This window comes from Cohnella kolymensis (assembly GCF_000829465.1).
Classification (GTDB): domain Bacteria; phylum Bacillota; class Bacilli; order Paenibacillales; family Paenibacillaceae; genus Cohnella; species Cohnella kolymensis.
On the sequence record NZ_JXAL01000001.1, the window covers coordinates 1 to 20,602 of the forward strand.

Annotated in this window: 19 protein-coding genes and 1 pseudogene; 4 read left to right on the forward strand and 16 right to left on the reverse strand. The window is 52.9% G+C overall.

All coding sequences use genetic code 11. The annotated features are described in order from the left end of the window. A partial coding sequence (locus tag SD71_RS24495) for a hypothetical protein (protein ID WP_235426928.1) occupies positions 1 to 253 on the forward strand: 253 nt, incomplete at its 5' end. Positions 254 to 262: 9 nt separating this feature from the next. Here the strand turns inward: SD71_RS24495 and SD71_RS00005 are convergent. The 7 genes from SD71_RS00005 to SD71_RS00035 form a co-directional block, all read right to left on the reverse strand. After that, positions 263 to 616, reverse strand: a complete 354-nt coding sequence (locus SD71_RS00005) for a hypothetical protein (RefSeq protein ID WP_041058140.1) — start codon at positions 614 to 616, stop codon at positions 263 to 265. A gap of 5 nt (positions 617 to 621) precedes the next feature. After that, on the reverse strand, positions 622 to 804 hold the full coding sequence (locus SD71_RS00010) for a YfhD family protein (RefSeq protein WP_041058143.1): 183 nt from the start codon (positions 802 to 804) through the stop codon (positions 622 to 624). Between the two features lie 134 nt (positions 805 to 938). Beyond that, positions 939 to 2,057: a molecular chaperone DnaJ gene (gene dnaJ, locus SD71_RS00015; protein WP_041058146.1), complete on the reverse strand. Its 1,119-nt coding sequence runs from the start codon at positions 2,055 to 2,057 to the stop codon at positions 939 to 941. Between the two features lie 303 nt (positions 2,058 to 2,360). After that, positions 2,361 to 4,205 carry a molecular chaperone DnaK gene (gene dnaK, locus SD71_RS00020; RefSeq protein ID WP_041058149.1) on the reverse strand — a complete coding sequence of 615 codons (1,845 nt, stop codon included), beginning with the start codon at positions 4,203 to 4,205 and terminating at the stop codon, positions 2,361 to 2,363. A gap of 57 nt (positions 4,206 to 4,262) precedes the next feature. Further along, positions 4,263 to 4,844 (reverse strand): nucleotide exchange factor GrpE, encoded by a 582-nt coding sequence (grpE, locus tag SD71_RS00025; protein WP_235426929.1) that lies wholly within the window; start codon positions 4,842 to 4,844, stop codon positions 4,263 to 4,265. 52 nt (positions 4,845 to 4,896) lie between these two features. Continuing rightward, a complete protein-coding gene (gene hrcA / locus SD71_RS00030) occupies positions 4,897 to 5,922 on the reverse strand; it encodes a heat-inducible transcriptional repressor HrcA (protein ID WP_041058152.1) in 1,026 nt (341 codons plus the stop codon). Positions 5,923 to 6,095: 173 nt separating this feature from the next. Continuing rightward, positions 6,096 to 6,566 (reverse strand): N-acetyltransferase, encoded by a 471-nt coding sequence (locus SD71_RS00035; protein WP_200889525.1) that lies wholly within the window; start codon positions 6,564 to 6,566, stop codon positions 6,096 to 6,098. A gap of 190 nt (positions 6,567 to 6,756) precedes the next feature. Here SD71_RS00035 and SD71_RS00040 point away from each other — a divergent pair, with 190 nt between their 5' ends. Further along, positions 6,757 to 7,296 carry a DUF1572 family protein gene (locus SD71_RS00040; RefSeq protein WP_041058154.1) on the forward strand — a complete coding sequence of 180 codons (540 nt, stop codon included), beginning with the start codon at positions 6,757 to 6,759 and terminating at the stop codon, positions 7,294 to 7,296. A gap of 17 nt (positions 7,297 to 7,313) precedes the next feature. Here SD71_RS00040 and hemW read toward each other — a convergent pair. The 6 genes and pseudogenes from hemW to gpr form a co-directional block, all read right to left on the reverse strand. Next, positions 7,314 to 8,494 (reverse strand): annotated as a pseudogene (gene hemW, locus SD71_RS00045) (radical SAM family heme chaperone HemW). A gap of 81 nt (positions 8,495 to 8,575) precedes the next feature. Continuing rightward, a complete protein-coding gene (gene lepA, locus SD71_RS00050) occupies positions 8,576 to 10,393 on the reverse strand; it encodes a translation elongation factor 4 (RefSeq protein ID WP_041058157.1) in 1,818 nt (605 codons plus the stop codon). A gap of 105 nt (positions 10,394 to 10,498) precedes the next feature. Next, complete coding sequence (locus tag SD71_RS00055; RefSeq protein WP_200889526.1) at positions 10,499 to 12,433, reverse strand: endonuclease MutS2; 1,935 nt, start codon at positions 12,431 to 12,433, stop codon at positions 10,499 to 10,501. A 412-nt stretch (positions 12,434 to 12,845) separates the two neighbouring features. After that, positions 12,846 to 13,220, reverse strand: coding sequence for a hypothetical protein (locus SD71_RS00060; RefSeq protein ID WP_041058164.1), 375 nt, complete (start codon positions 13,218 to 13,220; stop codon positions 12,846 to 12,848). Positions 13,221 to 13,239: 19 nt separating this feature from the next. Then, the gene (spoIIP, locus tag SD71_RS00065; RefSeq protein ID WP_041058167.1) at positions 13,240 to 14,529 is read right to left on the reverse strand and encodes a stage II sporulation protein P; all 1,290 of its coding nucleotides are present in this window, start codon (positions 14,527 to 14,529) and stop codon (positions 13,240 to 13,242) included. Between the two features lie 174 nt (positions 14,530 to 14,703). Next, the gene (gene gpr / locus SD71_RS00070) at positions 14,704 to 15,696 is read right to left on the reverse strand and encodes a GPR endopeptidase (RefSeq protein WP_041058170.1); all 993 of its coding nucleotides are present in this window, start codon (positions 15,694 to 15,696) and stop codon (positions 14,704 to 14,706) included. Between the two features lie 124 nt (positions 15,697 to 15,820). On the opposite strand from gpr, the gene rpsT reads away from it, so the two are divergent. Both rpsT and SD71_RS00080 read left to right on the forward strand, forming a co-directional pair. Continuing rightward, the gene (rpsT, locus tag SD71_RS00075) at positions 15,821 to 16,093 is read left to right on the forward strand and encodes a 30S ribosomal protein S20 (protein ID WP_041058173.1); all 273 of its coding nucleotides are present in this window, start codon (positions 15,821 to 15,823) and stop codon (positions 16,091 to 16,093) included. Between the two features lie 405 nt (positions 16,094 to 16,498). Then, complete coding sequence (locus tag SD71_RS00080; protein WP_041058176.1) at positions 16,499 to 17,650, forward strand: stalk domain-containing protein; 1,152 nt, start codon at positions 16,499 to 16,501, stop codon at positions 17,648 to 17,650. Positions 17,651 to 17,712: 62 nt separating this feature from the next. Here SD71_RS00080 and holA read toward each other — a convergent pair whose 3' ends face one another. From holA to SD71_RS00095, 3 genes are all read right to left on the reverse strand, one after another. Continuing rightward, positions 17,713 to 18,744, reverse strand: coding sequence for a DNA polymerase III subunit delta (gene holA / locus SD71_RS00085; protein ID WP_041058179.1), 1,032 nt, complete (start codon positions 18,742 to 18,744; stop codon positions 17,713 to 17,715). Between the two features lie 207 nt (positions 18,745 to 18,951). Continuing rightward, positions 18,952 to 20,055, reverse strand: coding sequence for an anti-sigma factor family protein (locus tag SD71_RS00090; RefSeq protein WP_041058182.1), 1,104 nt, complete (start codon positions 20,053 to 20,055; stop codon positions 18,952 to 18,954). After that, positions 20,052 to 20,600 (reverse strand): RNA polymerase sigma factor, encoded by a 549-nt coding sequence (locus SD71_RS00095; protein WP_041058185.1) that lies wholly within the window; start codon positions 20,598 to 20,600, stop codon positions 20,052 to 20,054. The genes SD71_RS00090 and SD71_RS00095 overlap by 4 nt, the downstream gene beginning before the upstream one ends. Between the last annotated feature and the right edge of the window lie 2 nt (positions 20,601 to 20,602).

The following is a 20,602-nucleotide window of genomic DNA, read 5'->3' on the forward strand; positions in this document are numbered from 1 at the left end:
GCTGTCTTGCCGTTTGCTTCCTTGTTCGTTTAACACTTGTCGGATATATGTACTTTACTCAGGTGGCGGAAAATGGGGATATCGTTGTTCAAGGGGATATATGTACTTCACTCAGGTGGCGGAAAATGGGGATATCGTTGTTCAGGGGGATATATGTAATTTCACTCAGGTGGCGAAAAAATGGGAGGTTTACTCGGCACCGGACGGTAGAAGACGTGAAAAAGACGCATCGCCTGCCGGCGGTGCGTCTTGAATGAAACGGTCAGCTCATCTGCCCGCCTGCGGCCTGGATGACGTTGCGCGCCTGCTCCGCAACGGAGCCGGGCACATTGACCGAGAGCGCGAACGGAGCGCTGCCGGCGGCCTGTTCGCCGCCGCGAGATACACGCCATTCTTGGGAAGGAACATCTGCGGCCGCCATCGCTCCGCTGTACATCTGAATGTCATTTCCAGACATGACGGTTGCCGTTAAAGCGTCGGTGTCTTGGTCTGCAAGCGCGTTAGAGCTAAGCCGTTCAAGCCGTATACCGTCGCTTCGAAGCGAAGACAATTTGCGCACGGCGGATTCGGCCGCCTCTTGCGTTTCGAAGCTCGCGCGGAGAAACTGCATGTCCACACGGATCACTCTCCTTCGTATGACTGCGCCCGGCGATCCGCTTGACGCGCGCGTTCTTGCGCTTCTTTATCATCAGGACCGGCAAGCTCTTCCGAGTATTCCACGTCCTCTTCTCTCGCAATGGGCAATCTCCTTTGAAAATCAGGAGAAAGACGGCCGGTTTCAGATGGTGATTGTTGATCTGGCATTCAGGTACCCTCCTTCTGACTTACAGCCTTGTCGGCTGGCAGGATGATGCACCTATATTGCGCTTAGCAGGTAACGCTCATACAAAAAAACCGCCAGGTTTAGCCCTGGCGGCATTACATTGAGAGACTATAAGTCAATCCCCTAAAATCGCACGCTTCATCCGTTCAAAGATGGTGTGCTGCTGTTCATGGGTCGACTGTCCGCTTTTAGCTGCAAAATCGCGAAGCAATTCTTTCTGCTCATCGCTCAGCTGCGTAGGAGTGATTATCGTAACTTTCACTTGCTGATCCCCTTGGCCGTATCCGCGAAGTCTCGGCACACCTTTGCCCTTCAAACGGAAGTAAGTGCCGGTTTGGGTGCCGGGCGGGATTTTGAGCTTTACTTTCTCAGTCAGGGTCGGAATTTCAATTTCATCACCCAACGCGGCCTGGCTGAATGTAAGCGGAACTTCGCAATAGATATCGTCGCCGTCACGCTCGAAAAACTCGTGAGATTTCACTCGCAGAACGATATATAAATCTCCAGGAGGACCGCCGCGAACGCCGCCTTCTCCCTCGCCGCTGATCCGAAGCTGAGAGCCTTCGTCAACACCGGCCGGAATTTTGACGTGAATTTTGCGTTGGCGTTTGACTTGGCCGTTGCCCGCGCAAGTGCCGCAGCGTTCGCGAATGATTGTGCCGCGTCCGCCGCAGGCGGAGCAGGCGCGCCGATTGACGATGCGTCCGAATGGCGTATTCTGCGCCACTTCCTGCTGGCCGGAGCCACGGCAGACGGAGCAGGTTTCCGGCTTCGTCCCCGGCTTCGCGCCGCTGCCGTGGCAATTGTCGCACGTCTCGGTGCGAGGAATTGTGATGTCGGTTTCTTTGCCGAACACCGCTTCCTTGAAATCGATCGTCATCGTGTACTGCAGGTCGTTACCGCGCTGCGGCGCATTCGGGTCGCGCCGGCCGCCGCCGCCTCCGAAGAACATATCGAATATGTCGCCGAAGCCGCCGCCGAAATCCGCGCCGCCGCCGCCGAAGCCGGCAGAAGGATCCTGGTGGCCGAATTGGTCGTACCGCGCACGCTGTTGGTCATCGCTCAGTATATCGTAAGCTTCTTTGACTTCCTTGAACTTGCTTTCCGCATCGGAGGCCTTGTTGACGTCCGGATGATATTGGCGCGCCAGCTTGCGGTACGCTTTTTTGATATCGTCCGCGGAGGCGTTCCGCTCTAGTCCAAGCACGTCGTAATAATCTCTCTTGTCGGCCACTCCTCCACCTCCTCATGAGGAAAGTCAAAGTGTCTCCGGTTGGTGTTATTAGGATCAAGTTCATGGTCGGATCGCTATACGGGACGTCGGGATATATCTCCTTCCGGCCGCTGTTTTCGACGCTTCGCCTGAACGATTATACAAAGGTGGCGAAGCGTCTCAAAAAGGCGGTCGTTGTCACTCCTCCAGGAGATATATCCCTTTGTCCCAGCCGATCCGGCTGACACTGCAGATCCCAACAACATCAAGAGCGGGAACAACTTTGACTTTCGGTTTTTTATACAAAGGAAAAACTTGATTGGTTTATTTTTTGTCTTCGTCTACGACTTCGTAGTCGGCGTCGACTACGTTGTCTTTTTTGGCGCCTGCGCCTGCGTCTGCGCCTTGGGCGTCGCCGCCTGCTTGGCCTTGCTGCGCTGCTTGCTCATAGAGCTTCACGGACAGCTGCTGAACGATCTCGGTCAGTTCGTCGGTTGCCGATTTGATCTGTTCCAGGTTGTCGCTTTCCAACGCGGTTTTCACTTTTTCTTTGGCTGCATTCGCTTTGTCGATCTCGCCTGCGTCGACTTTGTCGCCCAGGTCTTTGATCGTTTTCTCAACGGTGTAGACCAGCTGGTCGGCGCTGTTCTTCGCTTCTACGAGATCGCGGCGCTGTTTGTCTTCTTCCGCATGAAGCTCGGCTTCCTTCTGCATGCGCTCAATCTCTTCAGGAGTAAGTCCGCTGGAAGAGGTGATGGTGATTTTCTGGCTTTTACCCGTTCCTTTGTCCAGAGCGGATACGTTAACGATACCGTTGGCATCGATATCGAAGGTTACTTCGATTTGCGGAATGCCTCGCGGTGCCGGCGGAATATCGCTCAGAATAAAACGTCCGAGCGTTTTGTTGTCTTTCGCCATTGCGCGTTCACCTTGCTGGACATGGATCTCCACCTGCGTCTGGTTGTCAGCGTATGTCGAGAACACTTGAGATTTGCTGGTAGGGATCGTTGTGTTGCGGTCGATCATTTTCGTCAGAACGCCGCCTGCAGTTTCAATACCAAGGGACAAAGGCGTTACGTCAAGCAGAACAACGTCTTTGACATCTCCGGTAAGAACGCCTGCCTGAACCGCAGCTCCCAAAGCCACGACTTCATCGGGGTTTACGCCTTTGTGAGGCTCTTTGCCCGTCAGTTTTTTGATGGCTTCCTGTACGGCCGGAATGCGGGTCGATCCGCCGACCAATACGATTTTGTTGATATCGGCAGGGGTCATGCCTGCATCGGACAACGCTTGGCGTGTAGGGCCCATCGTGCGCTCTACCAGACTTGCGGTGAGCTCGTCGAATTTAGCGCGGGTCAAGTTCAGCTCCAAGTGCTGCGGAACTCCGTCAACTACCGTAATGAACGGCAGGGAAATGGTCGTCGACATTACGCCGGACAACTCTTTTTTCGCTTTTTCGGCAGCATCCTTCAAACGTTGAACAGCCGCTTTATCTTTGAGCAGGTCGATGCCGTGTTCTTTTTTGAATTCAGCCGACATCCATTCCATGATGACTTGGTCAAAGTCGTCGCCGCCCAGGTGATTGTCCCCGCTGGTCGCTTTAACTTCGAAAAATCCGTCGCCAAGCTCGAGAATACTAACGTCGAACGTACCGCCGCCCAAGTCGAATACGAGAATCGTCTGGTCTTCGGATTTCTCCAAACCATAGGCCAGAGCCGCTGCGGTGGGTTCGTTGACGATCCGAAGGACTTCAAGGCCTGCAATGCTGCCGGCATCTTTGGTGGCTTGACGCTGACTGTCGTTAAAATAGGCAGGAACGGTGATGACCGCTTGGGTCACCGGCTGGCCTAAGTATGCTTCGGCATCCGCTTTAAGCTTCTGCAGGATGATCGCTGAAATTTCTTGCGGGGAAAACTCTTTGCCGTCAATAGATTCCTTGTGGTTGGAGCCCATGTGACGCTTAATGGAAATAACGGTGCGATCCGGATTCGTGATCGCCTGGCGCTTAGCGGTTTCACCAACGACACGCTCGCCGTCTTTCTTGAAACCTACCACGGACGGGGTCGTACGGTTGCCCTCCGGGTTAGGGATTACGACGGCTTCGCCGCCTTCCATGACCGCCACGCATGAGTTCGTGGTCCCAAGGTCAATACCGATTACTTTACTCATAACTGTATGTTCCTCCTCCATATACTGCTATTCTAAATTCGTTGTTTATGCGCAGCATCAACCGCTGACTTTGACCATCGCCGGACGGATTATTTTATCCTTCATACGGTAGCCGGGCTGAACCACTTCTACAACGATGCCTTCTTCGTATTCGTCGGTTTCAACTTGCATAATCGCCTGATGCAGTTCAGGGTCGAAAGGCTGACCGACCGGTTCCATCGGTTTCAATCCCTCATCCTCAAGCACTTGGGAAAGCTGGCGATAGATCATTTCGATACCTTTCGTAAAAGAAGCGCTGTCGGCTCCCTCACCCGTGTGAAGAGCGCGCTGGAAATTGTCCAGCACGGGCAGCAGCTGACCGACCAGCTTCAAAGACGCGTATTGCGCCAATTCTTCTTTTTCCTTCATCGTACGACGGCGGAAATTATCGAAATCGGCTTGCGCGCGCAAATAACGGTTATGATTCTCCTCCGCTTCACGCTGAAGTTCCGCGATCCGGTCAACTTCCCCGCCGCCCGTATCAACGTTATTTTCTGCTTCAGCAGGGGAAGAATCGTTGTCGGACAACATGTTTTCCTCTAAAGAGTCCTCTTGATGTTCGGACATAGGTTCAGGCTCCTTCGTGTCATTCGTACTCATGCAGGGTTCACCTCCTTACCTTGCCGCCCGTAAAAGGGGGCTGTGCAGCATGTCACTTATACCAACGGGACATCAGCAGTGCGATATCCTTGGATAAATAGTCCAATAAGCTGATCACCTTGCGGTACTCCATGCGGGTCGGGCCGAGAATGCCGATCGTGCCGAGCGATTGTCCGTCAATCGTATACGTAGCGGTGATCAAGCTGCATTGATTAATGGCGGCTAACGTGTTCTCGGTTCCGATCTTGACTTGAATGCCTTCAGGTGTGGACTCGAACAGCCGCATCAAGATCTGGGTCTCCTCCAATATTCCGAGGATATTCTTGGCTTTGTCGACGTCCTTGAATTCCGGCTGAGTGAGCATATTGGAGGCGCCGCTTAAAAATACTTTCGGCTCCTGCTCCTCTGTAATGGTGTTCTCCAGAATGGAGAGGATGTCTTCGCAGTGGTCTACGTACCGGCTCAACTCATTGGCAACTTCACTGTGCAGCACCGATTTGATCCGATAAAAAGGCACACCTGCGAGCTTATCATTCAATAAGTTGACGACCTTGTTCATGTCATCCATCGAGATTCCGTCCGGAACCGCAATGGTACGGTGCTCGACGTGACCGGTGTTCGTTACGATAATCGCGACCGCCGAAGCGTCGTTAATCGGAACAAGCTGAAAATGCTTCAGCGTCGTGCTGAACATCTCCGGGCCGAGGACGATTGACGTATAATTGGTCAGCTGAGACAGAATCGTCGACGCGTGGCCGATGACGCCTTCCCAATGGTTCATTTTCTCCGCAAAAAAAGTACGGATTTTCCGCACGTCCTGATCGTGGACCCCGTCCAGCGTAACCAGATTGTCGACGTAATAGCGATAACCTTTAATAGAAGGAATGCGTCCGGCCGAGGTGTGGGGCTGCTCAAGCAATCCCATTTCCTCCAGATCAGCCATCTCGTTGCGAATGGTCGCCGGGCTGAATGTCACGTCACCGCGCTTCGAAATGCTTCGCGAACCGACCGGTTCGGCAGAGCGAATATAATCGTCGACAATTGCACTCAAAATCATGCGTTGGCGCTCACTCAACATCCGAGATTCCTCCTTAGAATTTGCCGCTATTCATCATTAGCACTCAATTGGAATGAGTGCTAATGGCTAATACAAAAATACCAAACCCTCACGTCCCCTGTCAAGGTCGTTCCGGCTTGGTTCGGCAAGTCCTATTCGATTATCGGGGTAGTCAAAAGCTCCCCTGTTTCTTGTTAACCGATCTTTCTCAGTACCGCAATTTCGTCACAGCATTGCTGCTTCGGGCAGTTCACGCAATCCGTCCAGACTTTTTCTGGAAAAATCTCTTTATCGACAATTTCAAACCCGTTTTTCTGAAAAAAGGATACCTCGTAGGTGAGCGCCATGACCTTGGGAATGCCCTGCGTTCGAGCTTCTTGAATGAGCGCCTCTACGAGCCTGCTGCCGATTCGCTGGCCTTTATATCCTTCGGCAATTCCGAGCGAACGAATTTCTACCAGATCATTGCCTAGACGGCAGAGCGAGCCGCAGCCGATCAGTTTCCCGCCGTCCTCTGCGACCACGAAGGAATCGATACCCCGGGTCAAAGCTTCGCGGGAACGGGGCAGCATGATGCCTTTGGCCGCATAGCCTTGTATAAGTTCATAAAGCGCTTCTACATCTGCAGTGTGCGCTTGGCGACAGACGATCGTTACGGAAATCATGTTAAATCCCTGCTCTCTCTCCACGAATGTTATGAATAAATATACAACAAAGCGAATGAATTCTCAATAGTAAATATGCCAATGATTGGGTTTATTTATCGGTTCGATAAAAAAATCCGCACTGAATATCCTATTCCTTTGTTGTAATATGGGTATATTCGCCAACAAATTTTGGGAGGAGCTGTTGTCAATGAATGCAGAGCACACACTGGCCAAGCATGTGTTGGAGACGGCAATCGCCGAGTTCAACGGTGTTAAATCGCTCGGGGATCGTGCCATGGCGCAATTGGACGCGAGCGGGATGTTCTGGACGCCGGAGCCGGAGAGCAACAGTATTGCCGTTATCGTGAAGCATATGGCCGGAAACATGATTTCCCGCTGGACCGATTTTCTGACTTCGGACGGCGAAAAAACGGACCGGAACCGGGACGAAGAATTTGTCGACGATATTGCCGACACGGACACTCTTAAAGCGCTCTGGGAAAAAGGCTGGGCGGTTGTATTCGAGGCTTTGAACGGACTTCAGCCTGAGGATCTTCTGCGCACCGTGACGATACGCGGGAAGGCGCATACCGTGCTGCAAGCGATCGATCGGCAAATTTCCCATTACAGCTATCATGCCGGACAAATTGTGTACGCAGCAAAAGCAAACAAATCCGCCGAATGGCAGACGCTGAGCATCCCCAAAGGCGGATCCGATAAGTTTAACGAGAAAATGAAAGTGCGTTAACTTCTGTCATGCTGCGTTTATACAAAGGCTCCGAAAACTTCATTGCCGAGCAATACGCCTTTAGGCGTTAAACGGTAGCCGGCAGGTTGTTCGATTCGTTCCAGCAAACCCTGCGCCATGAGCCGGGTCAGCGTCGGACCGAATACCTGTTCCAGGCTCGCGCCGCCGAACTGGCGGCTGAAGTCCGCTTGTTTGACGCCATCCTGCAACCGTAAGCCGACCATCATGAAATCTTCCATCGCTTCCTCGGCGCTGACCTGATTCGTTTCCAAACGCGGTAAAGCTTTGAGCGCCATGTCGATATAAGACTGCACGCCTTTGATATTGACATGGCGTTCGCCTTTCGCGTAACCGTGCGCACCAGCCCCGAGCCCGTAGTAAGCTCATTTCGCCAATATGTCGTATTGTGCCGGCTTTCACAGCCGGACCTTGCGAAGTTGCTGATCTCATAATGCCGGTAACCGGCTTCGCCCAGGCGTTCCATCAGATGCTGATACATCGCCAGCTCCACATCTTCCTCGGGAAGCGGCAGTTCTCCGCGTTCATACAAGCGGTGGAACAGCGTGTTCTCCTCCACTTTCAAGCTGTACAAGGAGTAATGCGGCAGATCGAGCTGCAACGCCTTCTCGACGCTGTCCGTTAACTGCTGCAAAGTTTGATTCGGCAGTCCGAACATGAGATCGATCGACAGGTTGGTGAAACCCGCCGCCTTCGCGTTCTCGATGCTTTGTACAACGTCCTGCGCTGCATGAATCCGTCCGATACCGGCGAGCAGCCCGTCATCGAAAGATTGGGCTCCGAAGCTGATCCGGTTCACCCCGCCCTCGCGCATCGCTTGCAGCTTTGCCATATCTGTCGTTCCGGGGTTTGCTTCCATTGTAAATTCAACATGATCGGCCAGCGGAAAATAACGTCTAACGGCTGCCAGGAACCGGCTCATCTGCGGAGGGGTCAGCACTGTTGGCGTGCCCCCGCCGACGAATACGGTATCGATGCTGGTTGGAGGCAGCTCTTTTACCGTCAGTTTCATTTCATTTTCCAAAGCGTCCAGGTAAGCGTCGATGGGCTGTCCTGCAGCCACATAGGAGTTAAAATCACAGTAAAAGCACTTGTTCGTGCAAAAAGGAATGTGTATATACAGCGCCCGCGGGGGCCATTGGTGGACAGGGTGCTTCGTTACGGCGTTAGAGTCTTGAATTTTTACGGGTTGTTGCACCTTTCGTGTCACCTCATTTTATCGCCCATGAAAACGAATAACGGGCTGCGAGCCCGCTATTGCTTAGTCGTTGTCGATTTTCAACACGGCCATGAACGCCTCTTGCGGCACCTCGACGTTGCCGACCTGCTTCATCCGTTTCTTACCTTCTTTTTGCTTTTCGAGCAGCTTGCGTTTACGGGAAATATCGCCGCCGTAACATTTGGCGAGTACGTTCTTGCGCATGGCCTTGATGGATTCGCGGGAGACGATCTTCTGTCCGATCGCAGCCTGAATGGGAACCTCGAACATTTGGCGCGGGATCAGCTCTTTCAGCTTTTCGCAAATGACACGTCCCCGCTGGTAAGCCCGGTCGCGGTGAACGATGAACGACAACGCATCGACCTTCTCGGCATTGAGCAAAATGTCCATTTTCACCAAATTGGATTGGCGGTAACCGGACACCTCGTAATCGAAGGACGCGTAACCTTTCGTGCTCGACTTCAGCTGATCGAAGAAATCATAGACGATTTCAGCGAGCGGCATGTTATATTTCAAAGTTACCCGGTTCGTATCCAGGTACTGCATGTCTATGAACTCTCCGCGCTTCCCCTGACAAAGCTCCATGATGGCGCCCACGTAGTCGTTAGGCACAATAATCGAGGCCTTAACGTAAGGTTCTTCCACCAAGTCCAGCTTTCCGGCTTCCGGGTAATCCGCCGGGTTTGAAATTTCCAGCGTGTCCCCGTTAGTCAACGTCACCCTGTAAATAACGCTCGGCGCAGTCGTAATGAGCGGAATGTTGAATTCCCGCTCGATGCGTTCTTGAATGATCTCCATATGAAGCATGCCGAGGAAACCGCAGCGGAATCCGAATCCGAGCGCCTGAGAGGACTCCGGCTCGAAACGCAGCGATGCATCGTTAAGCTCCAGCTTCTCCAGCGCATCCCGCAAGTCGTTGTAATCCGTCGATTCGATCGGATACAGACCGCAGAAAACCATCGGATTAATCCGGCGATAACCCGGCAGTGCTTCAGATGCAGGGTTGTTAACTTCCGTTATCGTATCGCCGACCCGGGCTTCCTTTACGTTCTTGATGGATGCCGCAACAAAACCGACATCGCCGGGGCCGAGTTCCTGTACTTCAGTGGCACGAGGCATGAACGTTCCGACTTCCACCGCTTCGAAAATGGCGCCGCTCGCCATAAATTTCATCTTGGTTCCGGCACGCAGTGTGCCGTCAATGACTCGTACATAACTGATAACGCCTTTATAAGGATCATAATGAGAGTCGAAAATAAGCGCCTTGAGCGGTTTATTCCGATCGCCTTGCGGTGCCGGAATCTTCCGCACCACCTGTTCGAGAATTTCTTTGATCCCGATGCCATTCTTGGCGGAAGCCAGAACTGCGTCGCTGGCGTCCAGCCCGATCACGTCTTCGACTTCCTGTTTTACACGCTCGGGCTCTGCGCTTGGAAGGTCGATTTTGTTGATTACCGGAACGATTTCCAGATTATTATCCAGTGCCAAGTAAACATTGGCGAGCGTCTGGGCTTCAATGCCCTGAGCCGCATCCACGACAAGCAGCGCGCCTTCGCAGGCAGCCAAGCTGCGCGAAACCTCGTAGGTGAAGTCGACATGTCCCGGAGTGTCGATCAGGTGCAGCATGTAAGTTTCTCCGTCGTCCGCTTTGTAAAGCAAACGAACAGCCTGCAGCTTGATCGTAATGCCGCGTTCGCGCTCCAGGTCCATTGAGTCCAATACTTGATCTTGCATTTCGCGGGAAGTAAGTGCACCGGTATATTCCAAAATGCGGTCGGCCAGCGTCGATTTGCCGTGGTCGATATGCGCAATAATGCAGAAATTGCGGATATGGCTTTGTTTGAAAGGTGTATCTGCCATTAAAATAAGTACCTCCAGCCGGTTCAAAGCGTCAAATGACTATCACTTCATTATAACAGCGCATGACCGGGGCTTCAATGCGCCATATTTCGCGCCGCTTCGTGTTCATTGTTCCGGAGGCTTCTCTATCGTCAAACCTTCCACATGCCGTTTGCCCATCAATTTGCGCTTCTTGCGAACGTCTACGGATTCGAACACAATATCCATGTCATAGTCTGTTCCGGGGTATAAATGCTTCCGCTCGATGTATCGGCGGATACGCTTATGGTTAATGGTGAGCTTCTCTTTTTGCACCTGCACGACGAGATTGCCTCGTTCGTCGGGGAGCCGGTACACGACGCCTGATTTACGCAAATGCGGTATGAAAACGACATCTCCGACTTCCCACACCGTACTATTCGCATCATCTGGTCCCGTCTGCTTCTTGGCTTGGGCCGGTCTGTCTCCGGCCGTGGCTGCCGGTTGGCGCACAGCCCGGGGTGCGGCGGGAATCGTCACCGTGCCCTGACCACTTTTTAAGCTCTCCGCAATCGACTTGGCCCGGTCGATGATGACCGAAGGAATGCCCAGTTTAGAGGCGATGACAAAGGCGTAGCTGTTACCCGCTTCTCCCATATCGAGCCGGTACAACGGGCGCAGCGTTTCTTCATCGAACGCCATCCGCGCATTCTGAAAGCCGTCGGTTACCCTGGCATACTCTTTAATCTCGTTAAAATGGGTTGTCGCCAGCAGAGTGGTTCCCCGGCGATACAGCTCTTCCAGCACGGCGATGGAAAGCCCGACACCTTCGCCCGGGTCCGTTCCGGTGGCGAGCTCATCCAACAGCACCAAAGTGGCAGGACCCGCGTGCTGCAAAATGTCAATTACATTGCGAAGATGAGACGAAAAGGTGCTTAGCGACGCGTCCATGCTTTGATCGTCGCCGATATCCACTTCCACGGATTTAAACACGGCGAGGCGGCTCCCTTCCGCTGCCGGCACAAGCAATCCGGACTGCGCCATCAATGTGAGCAGACCCACGGTCTTGAGCGCTACCGTCTTGCCTCCCGTATTGGGTCCGGTTATGAGCAGCGCCTGATAACCGCCGCCCAACCGGACGTTCAGCGGGACCGGCTTGCCGTTCAGAAAAGGATGCCTTGCTTCCCGCAGATCGATCATTCGTTCGTCGTTCAACTCCACGGCTGCCCCGCCGATCGCTAGCGCCCATTTCGCTTTCGCGAACAGGAAATCGTAATAGCCTACCGTGTCGAGATTGATTTTAAGCTCGTAAGCATACGATTCCGCGGTTCCGGTCAACAGCGCCAAAATCTGCGTTTCCTCCCGGGCTTCCTCGGCTCGCAGCGCGCTCAATTCCATTTGCAGGCCGGCAAGTTCTGAGGGTTCCACGAAAACCGTCTGCCCGCTTGCCGACTCATCCAGAACGGTGCCGGGAATTCTTTTGCGATATTCTTTTTTCACCGGCAGCACGTATCGCCCATTGCGCTGACTGACCAGCCGCTCTTGCAAAATATCTCCGTAACGTGAAAACATTCCTTCCAGCTTTTTTTGGATTCTGTCTTCGGCGGTACGTATTTTTTTACGCGCCTTATGCAGCTCTGCGCTTGCCGTATCCACAATGCGACCTCGGTCGATGCATTGCTCGATCTCTTCGCGCAGCGGTTTCAGGCTGTGCATCGATGCGGTATAGGATGCTACGGACGGGGCTTCCGCGCGTTTGGAAGCCATATACTGACTCAGGTGCTCGCAGCTGCGGGCGAATTGGGCCAAGTGACCGAAGTCTTGTTCTGTCATCACGTATCCCGTGCCCAACAGCGCCATCAACGGCTCCATCCCCTCCAGAGAAGGCAGCGGAGGGCTCGCTCCTTTCGATAACAAGTTACGGGCTTCCGCCGTTTCGGCCAGTCTCGCGGCTATCACTTTTTGATCGTACATCGGCTCGAGCTTCTCGATTTCGGCTCTGCCCAGATAAGTTACTGCATAGCTCAGCAGTGTTGCTTTCAGTCTGTTATATTCCAGTTTGTTTAGCGAATGTGTTCTCAATGATTTCATCCTCCATAGGGTTGTGTAATAAAAAAAAGGCGGCGAACAGCGCCATCGGCGCAAGCTCGCAGCCCAACCTGATAAAATGCGAAGAGTCGCGCAGCCCGGACGGATGGCCCGAAATATGCGCAAAAAAGCCGTGCCCAGATGAGCACGGCAGGATCTCCCCGAAGTTTACCTTCAGCAGGGGCGGTCTTCACCGGTTCTTCACTGGAAATCCATTCCGCGAATCGCACATGGCAATAGAAGACTTCAACCGGACAGTCTAATGCCTTGCTTATTCGCAGCTTATAGGATTAATCAGTTCAGAACCAATGCCAACATAAAAAATATGCCCCTTTTATTCTAATTACTGTTATTTTATTCCGTATGCGGAATCAAAGTCAAGGGAATTTGAACCATTTGTTCATGCTCAGCCCGTCAAGCCGTCAAATATAGAGACAACAAAGCGAATTCCGTTACGGGACAGGTCGTGCAGCACTTCCGCGGTTTTGCCGGACACCCGGTCAACGAGCGGCTCCCGGTCGTTGCGGGGAATTTCGTTCAGTTCTTGTTGCCAGCCGGTGTCGGGTTCAATTGAAGGAGCGGGCTCTTCTCTTATAGGCTTCTCCCTTGCAGGCAATTGCCATTCTTCATCTGCCGGCACTTGCTGCCCGGGCGGATTGCCGCCGGAGTCCCACGATCCGTTGACATCTGCGATGCCTTTGGATGACAGCTCCATGCCGTACAAAACCGCAAAACCGACGATCCCTGCAAATATCAGCAGCTTTAACGTATCTCGCCGCACAATAACCTCTCCCGTCGCTTCATTTTCCAGCGCTCACTTTTTCCGCCTCTTGCCCTTCCCAATACTGCTCGGAGATTACCTTCGCCAGTACATCCGCGGTCCGGTAACATTCCGCAAGCGTGTTGTCCACGCCCCCGATCTCAAGCAGCAGACTGTCCGGGGATACCGACTGATTGTATTCGCCGTTTCCGTTGGCCGCTTTTTTCGTCCATACGCCGCGCGATAAACCGGGATAATCTTTCTCCAATTGCTCGTGAATCTTCTTTGCGAATTGCTCATTTTGCCGCCAGTTCGGGTTCCGGTGTCCGATAATGAAATAGACCTGGGCATAATCCTTACCGTCGATCGTTGCCGTCGTTTTCTTGCGATGCTGGGAATCCCGATGAATATCGAAGAAAAATTTCAGCTGCTTGTTGTTTGACATCGCTTGCCGGACGGTCTGCAGAGAATATTTGTACGAATAATTCCAATTATAGCCCTTGATCGCCGACGCATAGTCCTTGGGGGAGTGCACGCTGCCGAGACCTTGTTTCTCGAACTGCTGCGCCAATCGTTTGCCGACCAACGTGATGTTGACCTTGTCGGAATTCGGATCCTTCTTGCCCGGCGTGAGCTCCGGAAAAAAGGATTCCCGGTTATGGGAGTGGTAAATGAAAACAACTTTACGGCCTTCCGTCGTTTGTCCGCTGCCCGTGTCCTCTTGTGCCCCATCCGGCGACGGCGACGTCTCGGGCTCAGGTGAATGCTCTTCCGGCGGACCGGCAGGCGCCCCTTCCTCCTGGCTTTCCGAATCGGGTCCGGGCACATCATGCGCGTCAGGATCCGGCACATCCGGATTCGGCTCATCCGTTTCAACAGGTGACTCATCAAGCGGTCCATGGTCTTCCGGCGCAGCCGGCTCTCCGGATCCCGGGTGAAGCAGCACGGAGCGGTCCCGGTCCATGTTGGGCATTTCCAAGGCGAGCAGACTTTTCGGGTCATCCGGGTTCAGGTCGGTTAGAAACCGGACAACGAAGGATGCGATCCTGTCCGCCTGTAACGGGGACGCTTGCTCATCGGTTGTCATATGCGGCAGCTCCATCCCGAGCAACGAGTGAAAGAACTCACCCGACACCGACGCGGTGAAGCCTTTCATGGATTGAACGGGAGAAACCGCCAAAGATTTCTGAAGCATCCCTCCGAGCCCCAGCAAAACGAACATGATCATGGAACAAAAGCTGAGGACGAAATAAGCACGGCCGGTGATGAGAATACGCCGCCATTTGGCCCGAAGCCGCGGCCAGTTCAGCGTAACCACAATTCGTTTCATGATTCATCCTCTCCGGAGTCCGATTGCCGGTCTCCCTCTCATTTTGTTAAGGTAATGAATCATATGAGAGAGTTAAAAATGATAGAACAGAAAATATCAGAGGTTACTAGAGAGACAATTGTGGAAAAGAACGCAAAAAAACCGGCTCCGGGAAGCCGGCATTCTGCGTCATAATTAGTGTGTATATGCGGCAACGTTGCTGCTGTCGACCGCCTCGTGAAGAGCAGCGTTCAGGCCGCTTGCGATAATGTTTGCCATATCCTCCATGAACTTGTCGACTTCCTTAGGCGTCACCAGCAGGTCGTGACCGAGCGGGTTAAGCACTTCCTTGACGAGCTGAAGCCGCTGGGTTTCACCCATGCCGCCGAAAACGCCGAACAATGGCTGGGTGTTAGGCGTTTCCTTTTGCAAATGTGCAATGAGCATGTCCATCGTGTTGTTCACAATGTTAGAAGCATAGGTGACGGTCGGCACTCCGATTGCGATACAAGGTACGCCCAGTGTTTCCCTTGTTAGTCCTTTGCGTTTGTTGCCGATGCCCGAACCGGGATGGATTCCCGTGTCTGCGATCTGAATGCTGGTGTTTACACGGGTCAGGTCTCTGGATGCCAATGCGTCTATGATAATGACAAGATCCGGCCGCACTTGCTGTACGATTCCCTGTACGATGTCGCTGGACTCCATTCCCGTTGTGCCCATAACACCCGGCGCCACGGCACTGACCGGTCGGTAGCCGGGGGCCACTTGACCCGGCATTAACTCGAAGTAGTGACGGGTCACCATGAGGTTTTCTACGACCAGGGGTCCCAGCGCATCGGGTGTCACGTTCCAGTTGCCTAAACCGACTACAAGTACACTGCCCATCGGCTGCACGCCGACCCGCTGCAGGAACGCTTCAAATTCCCTCGCGAACGTCGTGGCTACTCTGTCTTGCAGATCCGTATCCCCTTTCCGGAGCAGCGGCACGTCCAAAGTGACGTAATTACCGATCATTTTACCGATTCGCTGTGCCGCCAGAGGATTCTGGATCTGCATCCGGTCGACCGAGATGCCTTCATTCTCTTCAGCTTCCGACCATACGCCCGGAATTTGCGGACCTCCGGCCAGCTCTCTGGCTTCCAGCGCAAGATCGGTTCGTACGTTATACAAGGATAAATCGTTGTCCATCGTTATGGCGAGCCCCTTTCGCATGCGGGATAGGGTGGAATTCATGTTGCGTTTTGACACCTTGCATGATAGAATGTTACAAGTTGTGTGGAGAAATTCTTCTGTTTTGCAGGAGGTGAAAAGAATGCCAAACATCAAATCCGCCATTAAACGTACAAAAACCAACGAAGCACGCCGTCTGCGCAATGCTTCGCAAAAATCCGCTCTTCGTACCGCTGTTAAGCAAGCCGACACAGTTGTAACGGGAACGGATGTCAACGCTGCTAAAGAAGCGTTGGTTACGGCCCAGAAGAAATTGGATAAAGCGGCAACCAAAGGTCTCATTCACAAGAATGCGGCTGCCCGCAAAAAATCCCGTCTGGCCAAAAAAGTTAACGCATTGTCCGCACAAGGTTAATCCTGTGCCTGATATATGCCGCCGCAGCATCCCGTTGATGCCCCGGCCAAAGAAAGCCATCCTGTTGCAGGCTTACCTGCCAATAGGATGGCTTTTTTTGTTAGGTTTAATTACTCGGAGTGAATTTTCTGCTGTAAGGCGGTTCGGCAGCCTTACAGCGAGGAAACGAAGGGAATTATTTGCTGTAAGGCGGTTCAGCAGTCTTACAGCGCGTAAACGGAGCGAGTTTTCTGCTGTAAGGCGGTTTGCCAGCCTTACAGCGAGGAAGCGGAGTGAATTGTCTGCTGTAAGGCGGTTCGGCAGCCTTAAAGCGAGGAAACGAAGGGAATTATTTACTGTAATGCGGTTCGGGAACGTAACTTTGTGCGGAGTTGGGGCGTTTATTGGTTAGGGAGGTGTACGAATGTGAAGAAATGGACGTCTTTAGCTGTTGGGATTGTGATGGTTGTCGCGTTGGCTGTACCTGCTTTTGCGGCAGAAGGTGACACAGCGGGTGACGGGCAGGATGTTGCACGAATGGTTCTGCACCGGCATGAGCTTTCGCTTAAGGTAGGATCGAAAACAGGTACTCTGGACGGCAATAACATAACTGTGGATCCGATCGTCGTGCGCAATGGGAGTACATACTTTTCCCTCAAAACCATCGAGCGGGTCGGCGCGGGCATCGTGAAATGGGATGTGCAGCAACGGCGGGCTGCCATTGTTATGCATTCAGCTATTATCCCGAACTCGAATATCACATTTCGTCCGGGTAAACCTTATGTTTATTTCGGCGACAATCCGGCTGAGTTTCTAAAGATTCCGGCTCCGTTCCTGTCTGACGGCAGAGTTTATATTCCGGTCAGCGCCTTACGGTGGGTCGGCATATCTTCCGAATGGAAAACGGGTACCCTCAAATGGCGCTGGAGCGAAAAAGCTATCGAACTGATGCAGCCGAAACTGTCGACAGCGAATACCGAGATCTCCTTCACGGTGTTGTATGAGAAAGATATCAAAACGCCGTATCTCATGCTGCCATTCGGAGCCGGCGCTTGGGCGAGCTATAACGGATCAATCGTCGCAAGGGACATCGAAACGGGCGGCAAGCTGTTTAACCGTGTGCGATTCAAGCTATCATTGACGCCGGGCATTACTCCGATCGAGCTTACTGCGAATGCGTTCGCCAAAGAACGTTTTGAAATTATACGAACAAGTGAAACGCCCTCATCGATACAGATAACCGAAGAAGGCCAAGAATACGGAGTAACGTTCACCAAACCGGACGACGGTTTTTTGAAAATTACGCCGGGGGGATCCATCCCCATCGCTGGAAACATATCGCAACAGCGTAACGGGTTTGACGACCTGATGATATCCATTCAACAGTATAATAAATATGAGTATACGGAAGTCCACACCGTAAAAGTGCCCATCAAGGAGGCGGCCTTTGCCGGCTCAATTGCCATCAAGGGAAAAGGTGAATACTGGATAAAAGTATACAGTCCCCCCTATATTCCTTCGACTGAGCAAGGTGCACTCAGAACGGAATGGGCCTCATTTAGAGTTAAGATTGAATAAACAAATCGCCCTCCCGCTTTTGAGAAAAGCGGAGGGCGATTTGTATTCTAGTTAAGTGTCCCTCAGCTTGCACCAGCGGAGGCGGTTTTAAGCAGGAATAGCTCGAGGCCGAGCGTTTTTTCCACACGGCCGGTTTTCATCGCGTAATCGAGATCGGCTAATTCCGACAGCAAAGCAGCAAGGCGCTCTTGGCTGAATTTACGTGCTTGATCGGCTGTCACTTTTACCGCGTAGGGGTGCAGTCCTAACTGTCCGGCCATTTGCTGAGGCGAATAGCCCTGGCTGCCCAGTTCCTTCACATGCAGCATATTCCGGAACTGCCGGACCAATAGAGCCATCAGCTTGATCGGCTCTTCCCTCTGCTTAAGCAAGTCATAATATAATGTGATCGCTTGCTCCGTCCGCAAAGCCGCCAGTTCCTCGGTCAGACGAAAAACATTCTGCTCGGTTGCCATCGGCACCAAAGACTCCACTGCATCCGCTGTAATTGTACCTTGCGCGCCCGCATGCAGACACAGCTTGTCCGTTTCCGCAGCCAGTGCATTCATATCCGTGCCTGCACGCCGAAGCAGCTCCTCCGCGGCTTGCTGCTCCAAAGTTCTTCCTTGCCGTGAGGCGCGGTTGAACAGCCATTGCTGCAGCTCCCCGGCCTGAAGCGGAGCAAATGTGATCACACCGTGATTGGCTTTCGCGGTTTTGACCAGTTTTTTGCGTTCATCCAATTTCTCGTGTGGAACCAGGAACACCAGCACGGTCGTCTCCGACGGCTGTGCCATGTACGAGAGCAAGCGCTCCGGCCTATGCTCTATACGCGCCGATTCTTTACCCGATGCGAACAGCACGCTGTCACGCACCAGAATGATCTTCGTCGGCACCAGAAAGGGAAGAGTTTCCGCTTCCTCTATGATGACATCGATAGGCGTTTCACCCGTATCGAAACGGATGACAGCCATCTCCCGATGCTCCGGCTCCGACAGTGTCTCTACAAGACGATTTGTAAACTCGTTCATTAAATACGATTCCGTACCGTAACAAATGTAGAGCGGTGCTATATTTCCTTGTTTAATATCGCGAAACGCTTGTTTGGCTTCCATACGCCCCTCCAGCTCTACATCGGCTTATAAACAACAAAGAGATCACGCCTTAAGGCAGACGCGATCCCTTTGTCCTCGGACATCTATATCAACGTTCGCCGGCCGGCCCATGGTACCGTGCGCGAACGACCGTGACGCCGTCCGAAGACGAACGCCAACTCCATCTGTACACTATACGCAGCTGAGGCGCAAAGGGTGACAACGAAGTCAGCGATTTGACTCTTGAACGCCCTCGATATCAAACATCAATTCCGTCCGGCTGCCTTCCGCATCGATCCAACTGTAATAAAGATAGGTGCTTTCAGGCGACCATGTCAAGTTCTCGATCGAGCCTTCACGCGCAGCGGAGTCAAATAACAGGCTGTTATCTTCCGATTTGTAGATCTGTATCGTTGCCGTACCTTCTGAAGTTACCGCACGCCACTTACCGTCAGGCGATACGACGGACACGGCCGCATCAGGGGCCCCCGAACCGAAAGCCATCTTGCCTTGATCGCCGTCTTCAGCCATGATGCCTGCCGACTGCGGCACTTCTTCAGAAGCACTGGCCGCGGGCGACCCGGACGAAGACGCTTCGCCGGATGCAGATGCGCTTCGATCGACATCCCCTCTGTTGGAAACCGGCGTGTCGGGATTAGCCGGCGGCTCACTCGTTGAAGCATTGAAGCTCGGTGTGGCCGCTGGCATTGTCTCGTTACCGGTAATTTTAACGTCGTTCGGCGCTTTCTCACCGGGATCCGATTCCCGCGGATCGGCGCGATCTGCGTGTTGGTCGTCCGCTCCTCCAGTCCCTTTACTTGCAGGTGCTTGCTGCTCAACCTTCAGCGTATTGGTATTGGATTCCTGAATCACGGATTTCTCATTATTTTGTTTGTCAAGGCTGGGTCCCGCTTCGTTGGTACCGCTGCTGTTAGATCCGAACGGCCACTGATCGGGCTGTGTGAATATCAGCAAGCCCACAACGACGCCAAGCGCCACCACTGTGGACAATCTCCGCAATAAATCGCGGCCGGGCCGCAACGAACGCCTGCTCCGTAAAGGCGCGGCTTCCAAGATTTCGTCAGCAGGAGCTGTGCGAATTTCAAGTTCATTCAACCGTTCCAATTCAGGCAGAATCGCATCGACCAGACTGTAGCGCGGCACGACTCGCGGCAGCTGCTCGAGCTCGCTTGACAATCTCTTCAATCTATCCAGCATAGCGGCACAATCCGGGCATTGTCCAACATGATCCATCATGAGCGACGTTTCCTGTTCATCCAAATCGCCGTCAATGTAACGCTGCATGAGTTCCATCACCTCTTGGCACATCATCCCCGGACACCACCTTTCTGATAATCATGGAGTAGTACTTGCAATTGCTGCCTTGCTCTGAACAAATAAGATTTGACCGTATTCAACGGCAAATTCAGAGAGTCGGCAATCTCGTTGTATGAAAAATCCTGTAAATACCGAAGCACAACGACGGTTCGGTGATGCTCAGGCAGTTTGCCGATCGCTTCGCGGATCTCCTCCGCCGCGTATGCCGAAAGAACCTCGGCCTCAACACTGTCCCCCGATTCAAATACCATTTCATGCTCGTCAATCGATACGGACGGCCGTTTACGCCGAAATTTATCGATACATATGTTCGTTACGATCCGCTGAACCCAAGTTCGAAATTGTGCTTTTTCTTCATATGAGCCAATTTTCGTATATACGCGGATAAGCGCTTCCTGCGAGGCATCCAATGCATCCTGCTCATGATTCAACAAGTAATAAGCAGTACGGTAAACCTGATGCTCTATTTCGCGGAGCAGCGTAACGAGTGCTTCTCGGTCGCCCGCTTGCGCGGCTTTGATCAGAGCCGGCTCCACCACAG

Excerpts from the sequence above, each read along its gene's own strand:
- SD71_RS00010 (WP_041058143.1), bottom strand. The coding sequence starts at position 804 with ATGCCAGATCAACAATCACCATCTGAAACCGGCCGTCTTTCTCCTGAT.
- dnaK (WP_041058149.1), bottom strand. The coding sequence starts at position 4,205 with ATGAGTAAAGTAATCGGTATTGACCTTGGGACCACGAACTCATGCGTG.
- grpE (WP_235426929.1), bottom strand. The coding sequence starts at position 4,844 with ATGAGTACGAATGACACGAAGGAGCCTGAACCTATGTCCGAACATCAA.
- hrcA (WP_041058152.1), bottom strand. The coding sequence starts at position 5,922 with ATGTTGAGTGAGCGCCAACGCATGATTTTGAGTGCAATTGTCGACGAT.
- SD71_RS00035 (WP_200889525.1), bottom strand. The coding sequence starts at position 6,566 with ATGATTTCCGTAACGATCGTCTGTCGCCAAGCGCACACTGCAGATGTA.
- SD71_RS00040 (WP_041058154.1), top strand. The coding sequence starts at position 6,757 with ATGAATGCAGAGCACACACTGGCCAAGCATGTGTTGGAGACGGCAATC.
- lepA (WP_041058157.1), bottom strand. The coding sequence starts at position 10,393 with ATGGCAGATACACCTTTCAAACAAAGCCATATCCGCAATTTCTGCATT.
- spoIIP (WP_041058167.1), bottom strand. The coding sequence starts at position 14,529 with ATGAAACGAATTGTGGTTACGCTGAACTGGCCGCGGCTTCGGGCCAAA.
- gpr (WP_041058170.1), bottom strand. The coding sequence starts at position 15,696 with ATGGACAACGATTTATCCTTGTATAACGTACGAACCGATCTTGCGCTG.
- rpsT (WP_041058173.1), top strand. The coding sequence starts at position 15,821 with ATGCCAAACATCAAATCCGCCATTAAACGTACAAAAACCAACGAAGCA.
- holA (WP_041058179.1), bottom strand. The coding sequence starts at position 18,744 with ATGGAAGCCAAACAAGCGTTTCGCGATATTAAACAAGGAAATATAGCA.
- SD71_RS00090 (WP_041058182.1), bottom strand. The coding sequence starts at position 20,055 with ATGATGTGCCAAGAGGTGATGGAACTCATGCAGCGTTACATTGACGGC.